Consider the following 19,677-nt stretch of genomic DNA (forward strand, 5'->3'; position numbering starts at 1 on the left):
CGCGGCCCTGTGCGGGCCTGAACCAACCGAACCTTGCGCCGGCCGCCGTGCTTCCCATAGAGCAGATTCTTCCCGACCTGACCGCCACCCTTGAGCAGACCAGCACCGCCTTGCTGCAGGCTCCGCCAGGTGCGGGTAAAACCACCCGTGTTCCCCTCGCCCTGCTCGATGCTCCCTGGCGTGGCGATGGCCGGATTCTGATGCTCGAGCCCCGACGGCTCGCCGCCCGCTCGGCGGCCCGTTTCATGGCGTCTTTGCTGGGGGAGTCGCCGGGGCAGACCGTGGGCTACAGAACCCGGCTGGATACCCGGGTCACCAGCGCTACCCGAATTGAAGTGGTGACCGAGGGTATCCTGACTCGCCTCATCCAGGAAGACCCGATGCTGGAGGATTACGCCGCGGTCCTGTTCGATGAATTCCACGAACGCTCCCTGCAGGCCGACCTTGGTCTGGCGCTGGTGCGGGAATCCCAGCAAGCCCTGCGTGAGGACCTGCGGGTGCTGGTGATGTCGGCAACGCTGGATACGGCCCCCATTGCCAGGGTGCTGGGCGATGTGCCTGTGCTGACCAGTGAAGGACGGGCGTTTCCCGTCGAGGTGTTGTACCGGCCGTTACCGCGTCAGGCACGCGTGGTGGATCAGGTGGTGGCGACGGTGCACGAAGCCTTGACCGAACAGGACGGATCCCTGCTGGTGTTTCTCCCCGGTGCCGGCGAAATCCGACGGGTGGAACAACAACTCCGGGGTCGGTTACCTGAGGGCGTCTTACTGGCACCTCTGTACGGTAACCTGAAAGCCGAAGAACAGGATCAGGCCATCGCACCGGCTTCCCCCGGCACCCGGAAAGTGGTGCTGGCTACGGCGATTGCCGAGACCAGCCTGACCATTGACGGCGTTCGGGTGGTGATCGATGCCGGCCAGCAGCGTCGTGCGGTGTTTGATCCCAACAGTGGCATGACCCGGCTGGTGACCGGGCGGGTATCCAGGGCATCGGCGGAGCAGCGCAAGGGGCGGGCTGGCCGGATAGAGCCGGGTGTGTGTTACCGGCTGTGGAGCGAATCCGAGCACTTCGGACTGGCGGACTTCACGCCCCCGGAAATCCAGCAAGCGGATCTGGCCCCATTGGTGCTGGAACTGGCCCAGTGGGGTGCCCGTTCGCCCGACCAGATGACCTGGATTGATGCGCCGCCCCCGGCCCACTGGCACCAGGCGGTGGAACTGTTGCAGTGGCTGGACTTGCTGGACGCAGACGGGGCGATCACCGACCACGGCAAGACGGCCAGAGGACTGGGTATTCATCCTCGTCTGGCCCATATGGTGATACATGGCGGCCGACTGGGTCTTGGTACCCTGGCGACCGAATTGGCGGCCTTGCTGGAAGAGAGGGATCTCGCGGGGCCGGGAGCCGGTGCCGATCTCCACCTGAGAGTCCGTCTGCTTCGCGGCGAGCAGGGGCATACACGGTCAGATCCAGCCCGATTGAAGGCGGTTCGTCAAGCGGCCAGGCGACTGGCCGGGAAAGCCTCTGTCGATTCCTCCGACAACCATCGTGATGTCTCGGACACCGACATCGGTCGGCTTCTTGCCCTCGCCTATCCGGACCGAATCGGTCGCCGGCGTTCCGGCTCCGCGCCCCGCTATCAGCTAAGCAATGGCCGGGGTGCTGTGTTGCCAGAGGACGATCCCCTGGCCCGGGAAGAGTGGCTGGTGGCCGCGGATCTGGATGGACAGGCCCGGGAAGCGAGGATCTATCTGGCGGCACCCGTCCAGCTCGTGGATGTTGAGCGGGATCTGGCATCTCATATCCAGGAAGGGGAAGACGCCGGCTGGGACGAACAACGCGGTACCGTGGTGGCACGTTATGTTCGCCGGCTTGGCAAATTGATCCTGTCTGAAAAAATGCTGACCAGGCTCGATCCGGAACAGGTCCAGCAGGGGCTGCTGGATGCCGTGCGTCGCAAGGGGCTGGCCAGCCTGCCCTGGACCCCGGAGGCCCGGCAGTGGGTAGCCCGCGTTCGGTTGTTGAGCCAGTGTTATCCGGACCAATGGCCAGATACCAGCGATCGGGCATTACTGGATACCCTTGAGGACTGGTTGGGCCCATATCTGGCCGGTATGCAGAAGTGGTCGGATGTAGGGAAGCTGAACCTCTCGCAGGCTTTAACCGGTGTGCTGGCTTATCCCCAACAGCAAGCGCTTCAGGAACTGGCCCCGCCAGCGTTGACCATTCCCACCGGCCAGAAAGTGACCCTGGACTACACCCCCGACCATGGCCCGGTCCTGGCTGCCAAACTGCAGGCACTGTTTGGCTGGACCGAGACGCCCAGGGTAGCCGGTGGTCAGGTACCGGTGGTCATCCATCTGCTGTCACCCGCGCAGCGTCCCCTTGCGGTGACCTCCGATCTCGCCAGCTTCTGGCGCAATGCCTACCCGGAGGTGCGCAAGGACATGCGGGGCCGCTACCCCAAACATCCGTGGCCAGAAGACCCGTTTACCGCGCCAGCCCAGCAGGGAACCAAGAAACGCCCTGCTCGCTGACCCGCCCGGTGATCAGCCTTTCCGGCACGGTTTCAAAGTAGACGTTGCGAACCCGAATGTGTTCGCCCTTGGGGCCGCGGATTTCATCCGGCGATAATTCCTCAAGGGTGACCGACTCGCGGGTATCCGGGCTGTCTTTAAAGGTATCGGCCAGAACCCAGCAGGGTATGCCCACATCTCTGGCCGCCAGTGTTAACAGATAGGTACCGCTTTTGTTCACGAAGTGGTGGTCGGCCAGCCAGGTATCGCAACCGACCACCGCCAGGCTGGCCTCGGGCACAAACAGGCCCAGCTGGGCGTCGGTAATCAGTGTCACCTCCACTCCCAGCTGATCGAGTTCCTTTGCCAGGGTAAAGCCCTCGTTTCCCGGGCTGCTCTGGGTACAGATCACCGAAAACGGGCGCTGACAGGCCACGAGTTGGCGGAATAACGCCAGAACCTGGGAGCTGCGACTGTGGGTCAGGACCGTGGCTTCTGCCGGAACCAGGTCGGCGCCGTGGCGGGCCACCTGCTCGGTGGCTTCAGCCAGCTCGGACAGGACCCTGGTCACCACCGACGCGGCATGGGCGGAGACGTTACCGGCATCCGGCCAGAGACCGAACCGGCTTCGACAGCGGGTTATGGCGTTGGCCATGGGCACCATGCTGGGTCGCGCGTTCTGCAAGTCGTCCAGTGCCGTTTCCAGCTCTCGGGCCGAGACATTATTCCGTTCCAGCCAGCGCCCCAGCCCTTCCAGTCCCTTCATTGCCAACTGTGAAGCGCCGGAGGTCTGATCGCTGCGGAGGGTGTCGATCAGTTCGTTCGGGTAGTGTCTGGGCCGGTTCACGGGCCGCTCCTTGTAAGGTCAGCGGATACCTGAAGCCTAGCAGTGGTCGGGCGGCTTGATGCAGGGCCTCGGTGGTGATTGAAAACGCTTGCCAGATTCCCGGTTCCGGATAAAATCCGCGCTAACTTTGGCTGATGTGTGCGTCTCCATGCGGCTCGTTTCATTTGACGTTTTCCGAACCCTGGGTTTTCCCGACACGACCGTGCTCAAGCCAGAGCACTTCCTTCGTCACAAATCTTTGCTGCAGGACGCCGACTGGGTTCTGTTTCCGGAATACTGGCAACTCAATGCCCTGGTGCATGGTCTCAAGTGCCGGGTCTTTCCAAGTATTGCCAGCTATCGAATCGGTCACGACAAGGTCGAAATGACCCGCGCATTCCAGTGTGTTGCGCCCGAGCACACGCCCTTCACCCTGATAGAGGCCAATGGGCCCCGGGAACGGGAGATGATCTGGGACACCATGTCGTTGCCGTTTGTTGCCAAGCTCCCCAAGGCCAGTATGGGCGAGGGTGTGTGGCTGATCGAATCCCGGCAGGACTGGCAACGTTACTGTGAGAGCACCCAGGTACTCTATGTCCAGGAATACCTGCCCATCGACCGGGATGCCCGGGTCGTGGTGATTGGAGACCAGGTCCTGACAGCCTACTGGCGGGTCCAGTCCGACCAGGGGTTCTATAACAACCTCTCCCGGGGTGGGCGTATTGATGACACCCCGGTGCCGGAGGTGATGACAGCCCTGGCGCTGCGGCTGGCGCGCATGCTGGAAGTGGATCACGCCGGCTTTGATATCGCGCTGGTTGCCGGTTATCCCTACGTACTGGAGTTCAATCGCTTGTTTGGCAACCAGGGGCTGGCGCAAGGCCGGGACCTGCAGCAGGCCATCCTCAGTTATCTCCAGCAGAAGCATGAGCCCCGCGACCCGGATGGACCCACGGACCCGGGCAGGTTCTTGCCCACGGCGGTCTGACTGGTTTTGTGATCAGCGGCGAGCCTGAAGGTTGAGCATCAGGGTCAGAGGCAGGGCCAGCAGGCCATACCCCAGTATCACCAGCACCGCGTGCCGGGCATCGCCGGTTGCATCGGCCAGCAGCCCGCCGGCCATGGGGACCGAGAAGGCCACGGTGTAGCCCACCAGAAAATTGCCCGCGGAAAGGCGGCCGGTTTCGCCGGCCCTGGCCACCAGGGGTGGCAGAGCGATCAGAAGAATCAGCAGGAGGCCGGCAATGAAACTGGCCAGGGTGACGCAGGTAATAAAAGTCCAGCCTTCCAGCAGCAGGCTGCCGGCGGTTCCCAGGATGCACAGAAACGCGCAGGTAATGATGATTCCTTTCTGGCCCACCCAGCGCCGGGCCATTTTCAGCATGACCAGGGAGGCGGCCACCTGGGCGGCGTTGTACCAGAACAGGGCATCGGGGAGCAGGTCCAGCCTGTTCTGCTGGGCCAGAAGGTTGCTCATGTAGGCGTTCAACCCGAAAAACACCGAGCCGGACATACCCAGTACCAGGCCGATCTGCAGGGTCAGCGGGTTGCGCCAGTCGGGCAGCCAATTGCCCCGTGTAATCGGGCCGGTGGTGCCCCGGCGTGGCAGATACAAGGCCCCGGCCACGAGTAGCGCCGGCAACGACCAGGCCAGTAGTGTGGCGCGCCAGCTCTGATCGAACAGTGGCATCAGCACCGGCAGGGTCAGGCCTGCGCCTATAAACTCGCCCATCAGCATGCCGTTCATGTAGATGGCGGTGCCCAGGGCCAGGTGATGGGCCTCAAGCCAGCGAGGTAACAGGGCCGGTAACGCCGGCTGCATCATGGCCACACCCAGTCCCATGAATGCGCTGGCCACCATCAGACTGCTGGCGTCCGGTGCCAGCGCCCGGGCGGACGAGCCCAGTGCCATAACGGCCATGGCCAGTGCCAGAGTGCTGCGGGGGCCCAGCCGGCTGATGGCCAGGGAGCCGGGCATGGCACCTACGGCGAGCATCAGGATGGGCAGGGTGGTCAGGGCGCCGGTCAGCGCCTGGGACAGCGCCAGTTCGTCACTGATGAACGGCGCCAGGGGGGGCGCAACGAGAATCGGTACACGGAGGTAGAGTCCGGCCAGCCAAAGCAGAACCGCCACCGGCAGCAGGCGCGCTGGCGGTGGCGGTGTGTGTGCGGCTGTTAGGTCAGCCACCAGAGACGAAATCAGTCTTCGCCGGTATCTGGCAGGTAGGCACCGTCTTCGTCATGCACTTCGCGGCCGGTGACCGGCGGGTTGAAGGCACAGATAAGGCGCATGTCTTCGGTGCCGCCGCGCAGGGTATGCTGGTCGTGCTTGTCCAGAGCGTACAGGGTCCCATCGGTGATTTCATGGGTCTCACCCGTGGCTTTATCGGTGATAGAGCCGTTACCGGCAACGCAGTACACCGCTTCCAGGTGGTGCTTGTACCACAGGTTCAGTTCAGCACCGGCCGGGATGATGGTTTCGTGAAAAGAGAACCCCATGCCGTCCTTTTTCAGCAGCATGCGGCGGCTGGTCCAGCCTGGGCCTGTCACTTCGCGCTCGGTACCGATGATGTCTTGAACTCGTACAATTTTCATAGGCGTTCCCCGGTTATGGTTGGAAAAGCTCTTTAGTATAAACATCTCTCTCAGGGGCGATTCAACCGCCAATCGTCGTAGGTGACCATGCTTTGCTCCACAGCGGCGATGAAATTCTGTTGCTGACGCTCGTCCATCGACTGTTGTTTCCGGCATTTGTCGAAGGCTAGCTGGATGGCCCGCCGGGACGACTTGTCCAGGCTTTCAAGCCAGTGGTGATCCGCCGGTTCCAGATCCAGCAGGTCTCGCCCGGCGTGGTTGCGATGGCTGATGTGCCACCAGTGATCAACCGCACGCCCAAGGATCACGTAACCAAACTGGCTGTCCTGGACCGGTCCGAAGGTGGCCGTCTTGAAACCGTCCTTAAGCACGCCGATGTTCAGGGCCGGCAGCATCAGCCGGTCGCCGTAAAAGTAAGTGCCCGCTGCCCCGATAAGTCCGCCCACCAGAGCACCGGCCCCCAGCGAATGCCCCAGGGTGATGGCATCGATACTTGCGCCGCTGACTGCGCCGGCACCGAAGCCGGCCGTTGCCAGGTAACGCCTGCTTACGGCCCAGGTGCTGCGGCTGTCCTCGGAGAACAGGTCGTGCTCATTGTGCCAGGCCAGCTCCGCTTCCTGTCGCTGGATGCGCTGATGGTGATAGAGGTGCTCGATGTCCATGCGCAGGGTCTGTTCACGCTGGCGTTGGTGGCGATACCAGCGCTCCCGCAATTGTCCGGCCAGCTGTTCGTCGCTCATTCCCGAGGCCTGGGCCGAGGTAAGGGTCCGTTTTTCCCGATAGGCCATCATTTCTTTGAGCGCCCTGGCGACGAGGCCTGCGGACTGACTCCGGCATTTGCGCCGATGTTCGGACAAAAACCCGGTCGCTTCTTCCAGCGGCTGTTCCCAGGCCGGCTCGAGCTGGCCAAAGGCGCGTAATAGACTCAAATGCTGTTCGAACGGTGCGCGCACGGCATCGAACTTGCGGACAACCTGAAAAAACTGGCCCAGTGCGGACTGCCAGGTATCGCTGTAATCCTCGCTGCCAATGCTGTTGATCAGCGCCAGGCTTGGCCGGCCCGTCCAGCGCAGGATGGTCATCTCCGCTTCGTGCTCGGCACTGTAGGGTACCGATCCATCGACCACATAAATGATTCCGGCACCATCGATCAGCGGCGTCAGTAACTCGCATTCGTCGGTAAAGCGCCCATCGCCCTGGTGCTGGGTGACGAACGCTTTGACCGTTTCTGCCCGGTCCGAGGCCGACACACTGTGGGCTTCCAGCCATTCCAGCACCCGACGGGGGCGCTGAAAGCCGGGCGTGTCTACCAGAACGTACAGCGTGCGGCCGTCGACGGTCATCGGATAGGACTGGCGCTTGCGGGTGGTGCCGGGCTCCATGGCAATGGCGATGGCATCGTTCTGAGACAGCGTGGCGACCACGCTGGACTTACCTTTGTTCGGGTGGCCGACCACGGCAAACACGGGCGGCTGGCTCATCGCGTGCCCTCCTGTTCAATGAAGGCATCCCGGGGCGTGCCCGGCAGGATGCTCACTCCGACCGCCTCTCCATCGGCCCGATGGGCAAACCGCAACCATTGCCTGAGCTGGTTATCATCGGGTGGCTGGTTCGGGTTGGGGGCGAGGGGAACCAGATGGACCGATGTGTGTTGCGGCCAGCTGTCGAGGGCGGTTTCCAGAAAATCCTGCAGCTCGCCGGTGGGTGGTTCCCAGCAGCGGGTCACCACCAGCACCGTGGCACCAGGCTGGTCTGCCAGCCGTTCGCCGATCCCGGCAATGGCGTCGTGATCCTCGGCCAGGCTCGCCCGGCCGCCGGCTCTGAAGATTCGGGTGTCTGGCCCGGTCAGCGATTGCGGCAGTTCGGGATCACCGGCCCCGGCCCAGGCCAGCAGCAGGGAACTGTCCGGCAACGGTGACAGGCCGGTAGGGGTCTGGGTGTCCGGCATGTCTGCGGCGTCGTTGTGTTCGTTGCCGGTATCGATGGTGGGGGTTTCCATACGGTACAGGAGCGCATTCATACCGGGGTGGGCCGCAAGCAGCCGTCGCGCCTTGCTTCGGATGATTTGCCCGGACAAAAGGCTCAGCAATAGCCTCGGCAGCAGAACCCAGAATCCCCAGAGTGCCACCACGAAGGGCCACCACTGGCCCCACTGCGCCGGATTCAGCGCACTATCCGGGTTCCCGGCCCGGAAAAACCGGGTGGCTTCCACCAGCGACAGGTCGGGCACTGCCGCCGGCCATAGCCAGCCCCAGGGTGTGGATACCGTCTGCAACATCCGATGGTAGCTGTCGGCCGCGGTATTGAGTGTGGTGCTCCAGCCAAAGGCCAGATCCTGCACCACCACCATCACCAGCAAGGTCAGCAGTCCGGTGACGGCAAAACTGAGCCCGCCCAGATGCGAGGCCCTTGCCATCAGGGCGGGCTGGATCCGGTGTACGGTGTCGCTGGCATTACCCCGGTTCAGGCGCCTGGTCAGCCAGCGCCAGGGTTGCCAGCCCACGATCGACTGAACGGTGGTAAACAGTGCCAGTAGGAGCTGCAGTAAGACAAAGGCCAGAAAGGCGGTAATGTTGATGCGCTGGCCACCATCGTAGAACAGCAGGCCGAGCATGGTCAGAATGCCGAAGACCCCCCCTGCCAGAATGAAACCCGCATTGGTCCGGCGCCAGAGTCGCAGGGTCTTGTCGGCAGAAGCAGGGGATGCCCCCGGGCCACTCAGCCGCGCCATGTGGTCCAGCCAGCGGCGGGCGTCCGGGGTGTGCCCCTCTTGCTCACAGGTCAGGGCAAATTTACGATCCCGCCGGTGCAGGAATGCGGGTGGCTGGTTGTGATCCCGTTGGCTGAGGGCATCGAACTCCAGTAGCAGGCGCAATGGTGCGTCGGTCATGCAGTATCCCGGCAGTGAAATCGGTACGTCATCCTTTGATGTTAGAATATCGGCTATTGCACTGCCGAATAAGCACCCATCCCGAACCCAACACAGAGTGTGACATGCCCCACCACCTGATGAATCTGCGCCATGTGCCTGATGACGAGGCGGATGAAATCCGCGCCCTGTTCGAAGAGCACGAGGTGAACTACTACGAAACGCCTCCCAGCTTCTGGGGCATCAGTATGGGGGGCTTCTGGGTGCACGATGACGATGAGGCGGAGCGCGCCCGCCAGCTGCTTGATGAGTATCAGCGTCAGCGCCTCCAGCGCCAGCGGCAAGCCTATGAACGAGGCCTCGCTACAGGTGAGGTTGGTGGCGTCTGGAACCTGTTCCGCCGGCATCCGGTGCGGGCTCTGGCGGCCATCTTGGCGATTGCTGTTATTGCCGGCATCAGTCTGCTGCCGTTTATCCGCATAGGCTAGTCAGGTTCTGATCAGCTGTCCGGCATCTCCTCCTGAATACCTCCCAGGAACTACCGGATCAGTCTGACTTAAGCGAACGCGGCCAGATCAGACGGCAGCCCTCCAGCCACCACCTTGAACCACGAGCACCACCGGTCGGCCTGAGTGTCCGGCTTTCCATACATTGTCTGTTTTTCCGGACAACCCGGTTTGAATGCGCTTGGATAGCGATCTGGCCGTTTTTTAGGTGCATCGGTTGTCCGGGATTCCGGATTTTTGTACGGGGACAATCTCTTTTTTGATAATAAAGCTCAATAAATCAATGAAATAGGATTTTGGCACAGGATACGCATGGCAGATCGGCAGAGCCTGGCTGTTCACCTGGCCTGTTCGCGTACAACAACAAGTAAGGAACGACCATGAAACGTATAATGCTCTGCGCCGCCATCGGCGCCAGTGTGGCGACCCTCACCGCCTGCAACGATAACGACAATCCCCCGTTGAACTCCGTACCTGGCTTTGTGCAGGGTGAGATACAGCAAACCAGTTACGATGGTGTGACCGACGACCTGCTGACCGCGGGCCTGGGCGCCAGTGGCCTGGCCGGGGCAGCGCCTGCGTTCGACGATCCGCTTAATCCCACCCCGGCCGAACTCCGTCGGCTGGCGATTTACAACAACTACCGGGCCCTGGTAGATACATCAGCGGGCGGTGGTTATGGCACTTTCTTTGGTCCGCAGGTCGGCGCCGAGGATGATGGCCTGATTGCCGGTGACGAATTCATCGCCTACATGACCCTACCCGGTACCGACGTACCTTTCACCGTTATGGCCCAGGTGCCCGACAGCTTTGATCCCGAGCGGCCCTGTATGGTCACCGCGCCTTCCTCCGGCTCCCGGGGCATTTACGGCGCCATTGGTACCGCCGGTGAGTGGGGTTTGAAGAAAGGCTGTGCCGTGGTCTACACCGACAAGGGCACCGGCACCGGTTCCCACAACCTGGAGACCAACACCGCGCAACGCATTGATGGCACCCTGACCGATGCCGACGAGGCGGTCCAGTTCCGCGCCGACCTGACCGACGAACAGCGGGCCGAATTCAACAGCAACTGGCCTGATCGCTTTGCCTGGAAACACGCGCACTCCAAAGCCAACCCGGAGGCAGACTGGGGCCAGCATGTTCTGCAATCGATCGAGTTCGGCTTCTACGTGCTGAATGAGAAGTTTGGGGACCCGGTGGGCACGGTTGCCGTTCGGCCAACCATCACGCCGGAAAATACCCTGGTCATCGCCTCCAGCATTTCCAACGGCGGTGGTTCGTCGGTGCGCGCCGCAGAGCAGGACACCGACGGGCTCATTGACGGCGTTGCTGTTTCCGAACCGAATGTGAACCCGAAAGTGGATCGCAGCTTCACCATCGTCCAAGGTGACGGTCCGGTGATTACCGAACACAGCCGCAGCCTGCTGGATTACACCACTGCGCTGGCGGTGTATCAGGGTTGTGCCAACCAGGCATCGGTCAATGCTACGGCGCCTCTCAATTTCTTAAACGACGCGACTGTTGGAGCAAGCATCTGTGCTGCCCTGGCGGACAAGAATCTGTTGGCTGTTGAGCCCGGGGCTACCCTCGAGGAACAGGCCACGGATGCCCTGCGCATTCTGAACGAAGAGTTCGGCATCCAGCCGGAGCAGAATCCGCTGGCGCCGGTCCATTTCTTCTCGCGGATTCCGCAAAGCATCTCCATGACTTACGCCAACGCCTACGGCCGCGCTGGTGTTGAAGACCGGGTCTGCAGCCTGAGTCTGGCGGCTACCGACGGGGAAAACCTGGATGCGGTGACACAGCTTTCGGCAACGGCTGAAGCGGCGCTGTTCGCAACCAGCAACGGCATTCCGCCGACGGGCGGAGTGAACATCGTCTACGATGACGCTGTGGGGCAGCCCACGAATCTGGAATTCAGTACATCTCCGGGGGCGGCTGGAGAGGATTATGGCCTGGAGGCCCTGCTTTGCCTGCGCAGTCTTGCTCAGGGTACCGATGCGGTGACCGGCGCAGCTCTGGAGGGCGAGCAGGCCGAACTGGCAGCAGCCATTGCCGAGGGAATTGAGGAAGTTCGTGCTTCGGGGAATCTGCAGGGCAAGCCAACGGTGTTCGTCACCGGTCGGGCCGACGCCATCCTGCCCATCAACCATACCTCCCGTCCCTACTTTGGTCTGAACCAGACGGTGGAAGGCGAGAACAGCAACCTGCGGTACTACGAGGTGCTCAACGCCCACCACCTGGATATCCTGAACGGTCCTCAATTTGGGCCGGGACTGGCTGATAGCTATGTGCCGCTGCACCACTATTACTTCCAGGCCCTGGATCTGGTGTGGGCCAACCTGACCGAAAACCAGCCGCTGCCGCCTAGCCAGGTGGTCCGGACAGTACCCCGTGGCGATGTTGCCAATCCGCTGTCCAGCGACAATCTGCCGGACATTGCCGCTGAGCCGGCTCCGGAAGATCGCATCCTTTTCGAGGAAAATCAGGTGGTTATCCCGGACTGAGTGTCAGTTCACACGCCCCGGCTTTGTCGGGGCGTTGTGTTTGCCCATTCCCTAACGTTCTTATACTCTGTATTTCGTGTCCGGAAAACCGGACAGGCGAGCGATTCCTATGAAGCATTCTCAAGCAGTTGCTGGTACGGGATACATGACAAAGCTGTTCAATGACAAAAACAAAAGCGGGCTGACCCGGGATCTTATCGAAGCACTGTTTCCCATGTTCGAGGAAGCCAGTGCAGGCGCTATTGCCGTTGACCAGGACGGTTGCATCACCTGGATCAATCACAGCTACGGCCGTTTGCTGGGGCTGACCGATCTTGAAGGTGCCCTGGGTAAACCGGTCCGTCAGGTTATACCACATACCCGAATGCCCGAAGTGGTCAGCAGCGGCAAGCCGTTGTTGCTGGACATCATGGAGCATGACCATCAGCAGCTGGTGGTCACGCGGGTTCCCTTCTTTGACGATACAGGCACGGTACAGGGTGCGGTCGCCTTTGTTCTCTACGACGATCTTCAACCGCTAACGCCGCTGGTGGCCAAGTACCGCCGTCTGCATCAGGACCTGGCAGCAGCACGCAAGGCGCTGGCCAAGAAAGCCCGGGGCACTCGTTACAGCCTGGGGGATTTCGTCGGCGCCAGCCCTCCCGCGCTGGAGGTCAAGCGTCGGGCCCGACTGGCAGCCGGGCGTGATATGCCTGTGTTGTTGCTGGGCGAAACTGGCACCGGGAAGGAAGTACTGGCCCAGGCGATTCATTCGGTTTCCGCGAGGGCCGACAAGCCTTTTGTCGGTGTCAACGTCGCCGCCATTCCGGACAACCTGCTGGAAGCAGAGTTCTTCGGGGTTGCCCCGGGAGCCTATACCGGCGCGGATCGGCGTAACCGGGAGGGGAAGTTCCAGCTGGCCAACGGCGGTACCCTGTTCCTGGACGAGGTGGGCGATATGCCGCTGCCCCTTCAGGCCAAACTTTTGCGCGCGCTGCAGGAGGGGGAAGTCGAGCCTCTCGGTTCCAACAAGGTGGATCAGGTGGATGTCCGGGTAATCGCGGCGACCAGTCGCAATCTGGAGGCGATGATTGAAGACGGCGGTTTCCGATCCGATCTGTACTACCGCCTGAACGTGCTGGAAATACCGATTCCACCCCTGCGGGAGCGTCTGGCAGATCTCGGCGTACTGTGTGAGGCCATTCTGGGCGAAATCTGTGAAAGTCTCGGCATGCACGCCGAGATTACCGATGCCGGGGTGTCGGCCCTGGGCAGTTACGATTGGCCGGGCAATATCCGGGAGCTGCGGAATGTGCTGGAGCGAGCCCTGACCATGAGTGAGGAAGGGGGGCTGCTGGATGCTGATGCCGTGTTCAAGGTATTGCCCAAGGGGCGAAGACGATCCCATTCTTCTCTCGCCCCGCAGCCCATACGGCCTCTGGCCAGGACCCTCGCGGACGCCGAGGCCCAGGCCATAGAGGAGGCCCTCGTGGCCAGCCGGGGCAATCGCACCCGAGCGGCGAAGCTGCTGGGCATTTCCCGATCCGTTCTTTACGAGAAACTGGCTAAGATGTCCTGATTTGTGGACAGATGTCCGGAAAAGCGGACAGCTTAATTAGACGGATGTCTTAAGCTGTCCGGAGATCCAGACAATTTAGCCTCGGTAAGCCGGCCCGAAAAAACAATAAGCTATTGAAAATTAGAGTAAAAACTTTATTGGCATAGTGTCTGCTTTTATCACGCTGCAGGACGTCAGAATAACGCAGACAATAAGACTGACGCCTTTCAGTTGGACCCCCTCCCTTTGGATAAGTCCGTCTTCATTGTCTGCGTTACCTGACTATACTCAGACTCGGTTCGCCGGTTTGTGCGGCGTACCAGACACAATAACAATGTTAGGAGACTTGCCAATGAAACTTCTGAAGGCCCTCACCGGTGTGGCCGGTGCGATCGCCCTGACCACGGGTTCCGCCTTCGCAGATGATCTGCGTTGGAAAATGCCTGTCGCTTTCGCCACCAATCTGCCAGGCCTGGGTTCCCCTGCCGCATGGGTTGCGGACAACCTGACGACGGCTTCTGATGGCAGCATCCAGGTCCGGGTCTACGAGCCGGGTAAGCTGGTTCCCCCGTTCGACATCCTGCAATCCGTGTCCGACGGCAAGGTATCTGCCGGCTACACCTGGATCGGTTACGACCAGGGTAAAGTGCCTGCGGTGCCGCTGTTTGCTGCCGTACCTTTCGGCATGAAGCCATGGGCCTACATCGGCTGGTACTACTTCGGTGGTGGCCACGAGCTGCTGCAGGAAACCTACGCCAACAAGGGCTTCAAGGTGCATGCGCAGTTGTGCGGCATCATCGGGCCTGAGACCGCCGGCTGGTACGCCAACAAGATCGAGAGCCTGGATGATTACAAGGGCATGAAGATCCGCTTCGCGGGCCTTGGCGGCAAGGTTCTGGAGAAGCTGGGCGCGTCTGTCACTATGATGCCGGGCGGCGAGCTGTACCAGGCGCTGGAGAAGGGCACCATCGATGCCACTGAATTCTCCATGCCGGCCATTGACCAGATTCTTGGTTTTGATCAGATCGTTAAATACAACCTGTTCCCGGGCTGGCACCAGCAGTTCACGGCTCAGTACATGCTGATCAACAAGGACGAGTGGGACGGTGCATCCGATGCCCAGAAAGCCCTGGTTGAGGCGTCCTGTACAGCAGCGACCACCCGCGGCCTGGCCGAAGGTGAGTACAAGAACGGTGCCGTTCTGGCCGGCTTCCAGGACAAAGGTGTCCAGGCTGACCAGATTCCCCGCGAAGTACTGGAAGAGTTGAAGGCCGTGACCCAGGAGGTTCTGAAAGAAGAAGCCTCCAAGGATGAGGACTTCAAGCGTGTCTACGAGAGCCAGCAAGCGTTCATGGAGTCCTACAAAGTGTGGGATGAGCGCGCCTACCTGCCGGCCGATCTGTAAGAACGGCCTGAGCCACCAAAAAGTACCGGTCCACTGGCCGGTACTTTTTTCCGGTGGATGGCCTCTCCGGCCATCCATTTTCAAAGTAATTGCCTTCCAAGTGAGGTGATCACCTATGACGGTGTCTGATCAGGGCCCGCAGCCTAACCGGCGTGTGTCCGTAAGTGGTGCAGACGAGCTGATTCACCACCACACTGAATTGCCCACCACCCGCATCAGTCAGTGGATCGATTCTGTTCTGACGGCCATTGGCAAAACCGCCTCCTGGCTTTGGCTGGTAGTGACGGGCGTCATTATCTGGGCGGTGGTTGGCCGCTATGTGTTTGGCCAGGGATCGGTCCTTCTGGAAGAGGTCCAGTGGCACCTGGCGGGCGCAGGCTGGCTTCTTGGCCTGGCCTACACCCTGGTGGTGGACGACCACGTACGGGTCGATGTCATTCACGAACGTCTGTCGCTGCGAACCCAGGGCTGGATTGAATTCTTTGGATTACTGCTTCTGCTGCTGCCGTTTCTTGCGCTGGCGGTGTACGAGATGTTCCCCTACGCCATCCGTTCATGGGAGATCGGTGAGACCAGTCAGGCCCCGGCCGGTCTGTCCAATCGCTGGGTGCTCAAGTCGGTTCTTGCCCTTTCCTTTGCACTGATTTTGATCGCCGCGGTATCTCGCCTGTTAAAGGTAACCGCCCTGTTGTTTGGCTTCCCCCGCCCGATCCGGGTTGATGCCGGGAATAAAAAGAAAGAGGACGCCAGCTGATGGAGCTTGAAACCCTATTTGTAATTGGCATGTTCCTGACTTTCGGGGTCCTGTTGATGACCGGGTACCCCGTGGCCTGGGTACTTGCCGGAACGGCTGTGATCTGGACTGTGGTCGGAGTCGTGGCTGTCGAAAACTTTGGCGCCAACCTGTGGTTCGATTATCCCTCGTCCATGGGACTGGTGCCCGAACGGATATGGGGCATTGTCGAGAGTGAGACGCTTGTGGCCCTGCCCATGTTCATCTTCATGGGCATCATGCTGGACCAGTCCGGCGTTGCCGAGCGCCTGATGAACAGCATGGTGAAGCTGTTCGGTAATGTCCGGGGCGGCTTTGCCGTCACGGTAATCGTGATTGGCGTGCTGCTGGCGGCTACCACCGGCATCATTGGTGCCTCGGTGGTTCTGCTGGGGATGCTCTCCCTGCCGGTCATGATGGAGAATAAATACGACAAGGGCTTTGCCGTGGGCACCGCCTGTGCCACCGGGACCCTGGGTATCCTGATTCCACCCTCGATCATGCTGGTGTTGATGGCCGATCGCCTGGCGGTGCCGGAGGCGTCGGTTGGTGATCTGTTCATGGGTGCCTTCCTGCCCGGCTTGTTGCTTGGCGCCATGTATGTGGGTTACGCCATGCTGCGACCATTGTTCCAGCCAAATATCGCTCCGGTCCCCGAGGGGCTGGAAAAGGTCAGCTGGGGCGTGGTCTGGGAAGTAGCCAAGGCAGTACTGCCGACAGCGGCGCTGATTCTGGGGGTGCTGGGGTCCATCTTCGCCGGCATTGCCACGCCCACCGAGGCATCTGGTGTCGGTGCCCTGGGTGCGCTGCTGCTGGCCCTGATGGCGGGACGTCTGAATCTGAAGGTGCTGAATTCCTCCATGCAGCAGACCACCCGCACAGCGGCGTTTATCTTCGCCATCTTTCTGGGCGCCACCGCGTTTTCGGTGGTCCTGCGGGGGCTGGGCGGTGACGCGGTTATCGAAGATGCCCTGCTGAGTCTGCCCTTCGGGCCTTACGGTATTGTCCTGACCATCCTGTTTGCCGTTTTCCTGCTGGGCTTCTTCCTGGACTGGGTGGAAATAACCCTCATCATCCTGCCACTGGTGGCACCGGTGGTGCAGCAACTGGGCTTCGACCTGGTGTGGTTCACCATCCTGTTTGCCATGTGTCTGCAGACGTCCTTCCTGACCCCGCCGGTCGGCTTTGCCCTGTTCTACATCAAGGGTGTGGCGCCGCCGGAGATCAAGGTGACCGACATTTATCGCGGCGTGGTGCCGTTCATCATCATTCAGCTGGTAGCCCTGGCCATCGTGTTCCTGGTTCCGGAAATTGCGACCTGGCTGCCCAGCGTGGCTTATGACTGAGGAGACCTGAAGCATGCGTCTTGAAAACCGGATTGCACTGATTACCGGTGCCGGACGAGGCATCGGCCGGGCCATCGCGGAACAATACGGCCGGGAGGGTGCCAAAGTCGCGGTGGCCGACCTGACCCTCGAAGGAGCGAAGGAAGCCGCTGAAGCCATCGAGAAAGCGGGCGGCACCGCCATCGCGCTGGCGATGGACGTTACCAACGAACAGGCCGTCGATGAGGGCGTTGCTGCCATTGTCGAACGCTGGGGTGGGCTGGATATTGCCCTCGCCAACGCAGGTATCCAGCACATCGATGCGGTGCACAAGCTGGCCTTCGCCGACTGGAGCAAAGTGATGAGTGTGCACCTGGACGGGGCCTTCCTGGTGACCCGGGCGGCCCTCAAGCAGATGTACGAAAGTGGCGGTGGCACCATGTTGTACATGGGGTCCGTGCACTCCCTCGAAGCGTCACCGCTGAAGGCGCCTTATGTGGCCGCCAAACACGGCATGCTGGGCTTGTGCCGGGCGGTAGCCAAAGAGGGCGCCGAGCACGGCGTACGCAGCAACATCATCTGTCCGGGCTTTGTTCGCACCCCGCTGGTGGACAAGCAGATTCCGGAGCAGGCCAAAGAACTGGGCATCTCCGAACAGGATGTGATCAGCAAGGTGATGCTGAAAAACACCGTCGATGGTGAGTTCACCACCCTTGAGGATGTGGCGGAAGTCGCGGTCCATCTGGCGGCCTTCCCGTCTGCCGCCTTGACCGGTCAGTCTATCGTGGTCAGCCACGGCTGGCACATGCAGTAATTGTCAGGAGCGTCAGATGAGTAACACAGAACAGTCACCGGTGGTCTGGTCTCCGTCGGAAGACACCCTTCGGAACTCCCGCATGGGCCAGTTCAAAACCTGGCTGGAAGCGCAGGGCTATGGCCCTTTTGAGGACTATCACGCGCTGCATCAGTGGTCGATTGATCAGCTGGACACCTTCTGGGCCAAGGTCTGGGACTATTGCGGCCTGGTCTGCGATACCCCGGCCCAACAAGTGCTGGGCAGCCGGGACATGCCGGGAGCCGAATGGTTCCCGGGCATGACACTGAATTTCGCGGCCAATTTGCTGCGACTGGCGGACGGTGAACACGCCGATCGGGAAGCCATTGTCGCCTACTGTGAAACCCGGCCCGTGCTGCGCCGGACTTACGGCGAACTGAAAGCGGACGTTGGCGCGTTCGAAGCCTTCCTCAGAAGCAAGGGCATCGTGGCCGGAGATCGGGTGGCCGGTGTGGTTACCAACGGCTATGAAGCCATGGTTGGCATGCTGGCGGCCACCAGCCTGGGGGCCATCTGGAGCTCGGCTTCGCCCGATTTCGGTTCCGGGGCGATCCTCGACCGCTTTGGCCAGATCGAGCCTTCGGCGCTCATTGCGGTGAATGGCTATGGCTACGGCGGCAAGGTGTTTGCGCGCCAGGAAGAGTTTGCCGGGCTGGTCGCCGGACTGCCGTCCCTGAAATGCGTTATCAGTGTGCAGCAGTTACCGGGTGAGGCGCCCATCGCCGGTGATCTGGTGACTACCTGGGAAGAGGCCATTGCCTTCGGCGCTGGTCAGGCGCCCAGCTTTACGCCACAGAAACCGGATCACCCGGTTTACATCCTGTACTCCTCGGGTACCACCGGTAAGCCCAAGTGCATCGTGCACGGTAACGCCGGCCTGCTGGTCAATCACGCTAAAGAGCTGATGCTGCACGGCGATGTGGGGCCGGAAGACCGCTTCCTGTACTTCACTACCTGCGGCTGGATGATGTGGAACTGGCAAGCGTCTGCGCTGATGACCGGCGCTGCGGTTATCACTGTGGATGGTTCGCCCGGTTACCCGACCCTGAACAGCCTGTGGGAAACCGTGGCCACTGAAAAGGTCACCCATTACGGTACCAGCGCTCGCTTTATTGCCGGATGTCGTAAGGCGGAACTGAGGCCGGCCAAAGATCTGGATCTGAGTGCCCTGCGGGTGCTCTTCTCCACCGGTTCACCGCTGTTGCCCGAGGATTACGACTGGGTGTACGAAGACGGCGCACCGGGTGTTCTGCTTGGCTCCATAGCCGGTGGCACCGATATCTGTGGTTGCTTTGTCGGAGCTACCCCGCTGCTCCCGGTGCGCCGGGGTGAAATCCAGTGTCGCTTCCTCGGTGTCGACGCCGTGGCTTACGGGGATGACGGGCAGCCGGTCAGCGAAGGCCGGGGTGAGCTGGTGTGCCGGCAGCCCTTGCCGTCCATGCCGGTGTCGTTTTGGGATGATGCGGACGGTGCCCGTTATCGCTCCGCCTATTTCGAAACCTTCCCCGGCGTTTGGGCCCACGGCGATTTCATTGAGTTCACCGAGCACGGCGGCGCCATTATCTATGGCCGTTCCGACGCCACCCTGAACCCGGGTGGTGTGCGCATCGGTACGGCGGAAATCTACCGCCAGGTGGAAACGGTGGCCGAAGTGAAGGACAGCCTGGTAGTAGGACGCCAGATCGATGGCGATGTGGAAGTGGTTCTTCTGGTGGTACCGGCCCAGGGCCAGGCCTTAACCGAGGGCCTTGAGAAAACTCTGAAAACCCGCATCCGTGAAGGAGCCAGTCCACGCCACGTGCCCCGACACATCGTCGAGGTGCCGGATATTCCGTACACCCGCAGTGGTAAGAAAGTGGAACTGGCCGTCGCCCGTCTAATCAACGGGTCCGCCAAGGCGGATAACCGCGATGCGCTGGCCAATCCCGAAGCGCTGGACCAGATTCGTGAACGCTTCCGGCAGGCTGAGTTGCTGCCCGCCTGA

Annotated in this window: 15 protein-coding genes; 10 read left to right on the forward strand and 5 right to left on the reverse strand. The window is 61.3% G+C overall.

Annotated elements, in window-relative coordinates:
* Positions 1 to 47 precede the first annotated feature (47 nt).
* Positions 48 to 2,537: an ATP-dependent helicase HrpB gene (gene hrpB, locus QVZ43_RS06845; RefSeq protein WP_302909337.1), complete on the forward strand. Its 2,490-nt coding sequence runs from the start codon at positions 48 to 50 to the stop codon at positions 2,535 to 2,537.
* On the opposite strand, the gene QVZ43_RS06850 is transcribed toward hrpB, so the two are convergent.
* Positions 2,491 to 3,363: an eIF2B alpha/beta/delta subunit family protein gene (locus QVZ43_RS06850; RefSeq protein ID WP_302909338.1), complete on the reverse strand. Its 873-nt coding sequence runs from the start codon at positions 3,361 to 3,363 to the stop codon at positions 2,491 to 2,493. The two genes, hrpB and QVZ43_RS06850, sit on opposite strands and share 47 nt — an antisense overlap.
* 148 nt (positions 3,364 to 3,511) lie before the next feature.
* On the opposite strand from QVZ43_RS06850, the gene QVZ43_RS06855 reads away from it, so the two are divergent.
* The gene (locus tag QVZ43_RS06855) at positions 3,512 to 4,330 is read left to right on the forward strand and encodes an ATP-grasp domain-containing protein (protein ID WP_302909339.1); all 819 of its coding nucleotides are present in this window, start codon (positions 3,512 to 3,514) and stop codon (positions 4,328 to 4,330) included.
* A gap of 12 nt (positions 4,331 to 4,342) precedes the next feature.
* Here QVZ43_RS06855 and QVZ43_RS06860 read toward each other — a convergent pair whose 3' ends face one another.
* The 4 genes from QVZ43_RS06860 to QVZ43_RS06875 are packed head-to-tail and all read right to left on the reverse strand — an operon-like array spanning position 4,343 to position 8,827.
* Entirely contained in the window at positions 4,343 to 5,530 is a 1,188-nt protein-coding gene (locus QVZ43_RS06860) for an MFS transporter (RefSeq protein WP_302909340.1), read from the reverse strand.
* An 11-nt stretch (positions 5,531 to 5,541) separates the two neighbouring features.
* Complete coding sequence (locus QVZ43_RS06865; RefSeq protein ID WP_206644867.1) at positions 5,542 to 5,937, reverse strand: ectoine synthase; 396 nt, start codon at positions 5,935 to 5,937, stop codon at positions 5,542 to 5,544.
* Positions 5,938 to 5,987: 50 nt separating this feature from the next.
* Positions 5,988 to 7,418: a GTPase/DUF3482 domain-containing protein gene (locus tag QVZ43_RS06870; protein ID WP_302909341.1), complete on the reverse strand. Its 1,431-nt coding sequence runs from the start codon at positions 7,416 to 7,418 to the stop codon at positions 5,988 to 5,990.
* Positions 7,415 to 8,827, reverse strand: coding sequence for a DUF2868 domain-containing protein (locus QVZ43_RS06875; protein WP_302909342.1), 1,413 nt, complete (start codon positions 8,825 to 8,827; stop codon positions 7,415 to 7,417). The genes QVZ43_RS06870 and QVZ43_RS06875 overlap by 4 nt, the downstream gene beginning before the upstream one ends.
* A gap of 104 nt (positions 8,828 to 8,931) precedes the next feature.
* Between QVZ43_RS06875 and QVZ43_RS06880 the strand changes: the two genes are divergently transcribed.
* The 8 genes from QVZ43_RS06880 (at position 8,932) to QVZ43_RS06915 (ending at position 19,677) form a co-directional block, all read left to right on the forward strand.
* Positions 8,932 to 9,294, forward strand: a complete 363-nt coding sequence (locus tag QVZ43_RS06880; RefSeq protein ID WP_302909343.1) for a DUF6164 family protein — start codon at positions 8,932 to 8,934, stop codon at positions 9,292 to 9,294.
* A 398-nt stretch (positions 9,295 to 9,692) separates the two neighbouring features.
* On the forward strand, positions 9,693 to 11,819 hold the full coding sequence (locus QVZ43_RS06885) for a 3-hydroxybutyrate oligomer hydrolase family protein (RefSeq protein WP_302909344.1): 2,127 nt from the start codon (positions 9,693 to 9,695) through the stop codon (positions 11,817 to 11,819).
* Between the two features lie 145 nt (positions 11,820 to 11,964).
* The gene (locus QVZ43_RS06890; protein WP_302909345.1) at positions 11,965 to 13,377 is read left to right on the forward strand and encodes a sigma-54 interaction domain-containing protein; all 1,413 of its coding nucleotides are present in this window, start codon (positions 11,965 to 11,967) and stop codon (positions 13,375 to 13,377) included.
* A gap of 331 nt (positions 13,378 to 13,708) precedes the next feature.
* On the forward strand, positions 13,709 to 14,761 hold the full coding sequence (locus tag QVZ43_RS06895; protein WP_302909346.1) for a TRAP transporter substrate-binding protein: 1,053 nt from the start codon (positions 13,709 to 13,711) through the stop codon (positions 14,759 to 14,761).
* Positions 14,762 to 14,876: 115 nt separating this feature from the next.
* Positions 14,877 to 15,515: a TRAP transporter small permease subunit gene (locus QVZ43_RS06900; protein ID WP_302909347.1), complete on the forward strand. Its 639-nt coding sequence runs from the start codon at positions 14,877 to 14,879 to the stop codon at positions 15,513 to 15,515.
* On the forward strand, positions 15,515 to 16,879 hold the full coding sequence (locus tag QVZ43_RS06905) for a TRAP transporter large permease (protein WP_302909348.1): 1,365 nt from the start codon (positions 15,515 to 15,517) through the stop codon (positions 16,877 to 16,879). Before QVZ43_RS06900 ends, QVZ43_RS06905 begins: the two co-directional genes overlap by 1 nt.
* Positions 16,880 to 16,892: 13 nt before the next feature.
* Positions 16,893 to 17,672 carry a 3-hydroxybutyrate dehydrogenase gene (locus QVZ43_RS06910; RefSeq protein WP_302909349.1) on the forward strand — a complete coding sequence of 260 codons (780 nt, stop codon included), beginning with the start codon at positions 16,893 to 16,895 and terminating at the stop codon, positions 17,670 to 17,672.
* A 16-nt stretch (positions 17,673 to 17,688) separates the two neighbouring features.
* Positions 17,689 to 19,677, forward strand: coding sequence for an acetoacetate--CoA ligase (locus QVZ43_RS06915; protein ID WP_302909350.1), 1,989 nt, complete (start codon positions 17,689 to 17,691; stop codon positions 19,675 to 19,677).

The organism is Marinobacter suaedae (genome assembly GCF_030519635.1).
In the GTDB taxonomy this organism is placed as follows: Bacteria; Pseudomonadota; Gammaproteobacteria; order Pseudomonadales; family Oleiphilaceae; genus Marinobacter; species Marinobacter suaedae.

Bases quoted from the DNA above. Each gene is read 5' to 3' on its own strand.
- QVZ43_RS06855 (WP_302909339.1), top strand. From the start codon at position 3,512: ATGCGGCTCGTTTCATTTGACGTTTTCCGAACCCTGGGTTTTCCCGAC.
- QVZ43_RS06865 (WP_206644867.1), bottom strand. From the start codon at position 5,937: ATGAAAATTGTACGAGTTCAAGACATCATCGGTACCGAGCGCGAAGTG.
- QVZ43_RS06870 (WP_302909341.1), bottom strand. From the start codon at position 7,418: ATGAGCCAGCCGCCCGTGTTTGCCGTGGTCGGCCACCCGAACAAAGGT.
- QVZ43_RS06875 (WP_302909342.1), bottom strand. From the start codon at position 8,827: ATGACCGACGCACCATTGCGCCTGCTACTGGAGTTCGATGCCCTCAGC.
- QVZ43_RS06880 (WP_302909343.1), top strand. From the start codon at position 8,932: ATGCCCCACCACCTGATGAATCTGCGCCATGTGCCTGATGACGAGGCG.
- QVZ43_RS06885 (WP_302909344.1), top strand. From the start codon at position 9,693: ATGAAACGTATAATGCTCTGCGCCGCCATCGGCGCCAGTGTGGCGACC.
- QVZ43_RS06890 (WP_302909345.1), top strand. From the start codon at position 11,965: ATGACAAAGCTGTTCAATGACAAAAACAAAAGCGGGCTGACCCGGGAT.
- QVZ43_RS06895 (WP_302909346.1), top strand. From the start codon at position 13,709: ATGAAACTTCTGAAGGCCCTCACCGGTGTGGCCGGTGCGATCGCCCTG.
- QVZ43_RS06900 (WP_302909347.1), top strand. From the start codon at position 14,877: ATGACGGTGTCTGATCAGGGCCCGCAGCCTAACCGGCGTGTGTCCGTA.
- QVZ43_RS06905 (WP_302909348.1), top strand. From the start codon at position 15,515: ATGGAGCTTGAAACCCTATTTGTAATTGGCATGTTCCTGACTTTCGGG.
- QVZ43_RS06910 (WP_302909349.1), top strand. From the start codon at position 16,893: ATGCGTCTTGAAAACCGGATTGCACTGATTACCGGTGCCGGACGAGGC.
- QVZ43_RS06915 (WP_302909350.1), top strand. From the start codon at position 17,689: ATGAGTAACACAGAACAGTCACCGGTGGTCTGGTCTCCGTCGGAAGAC.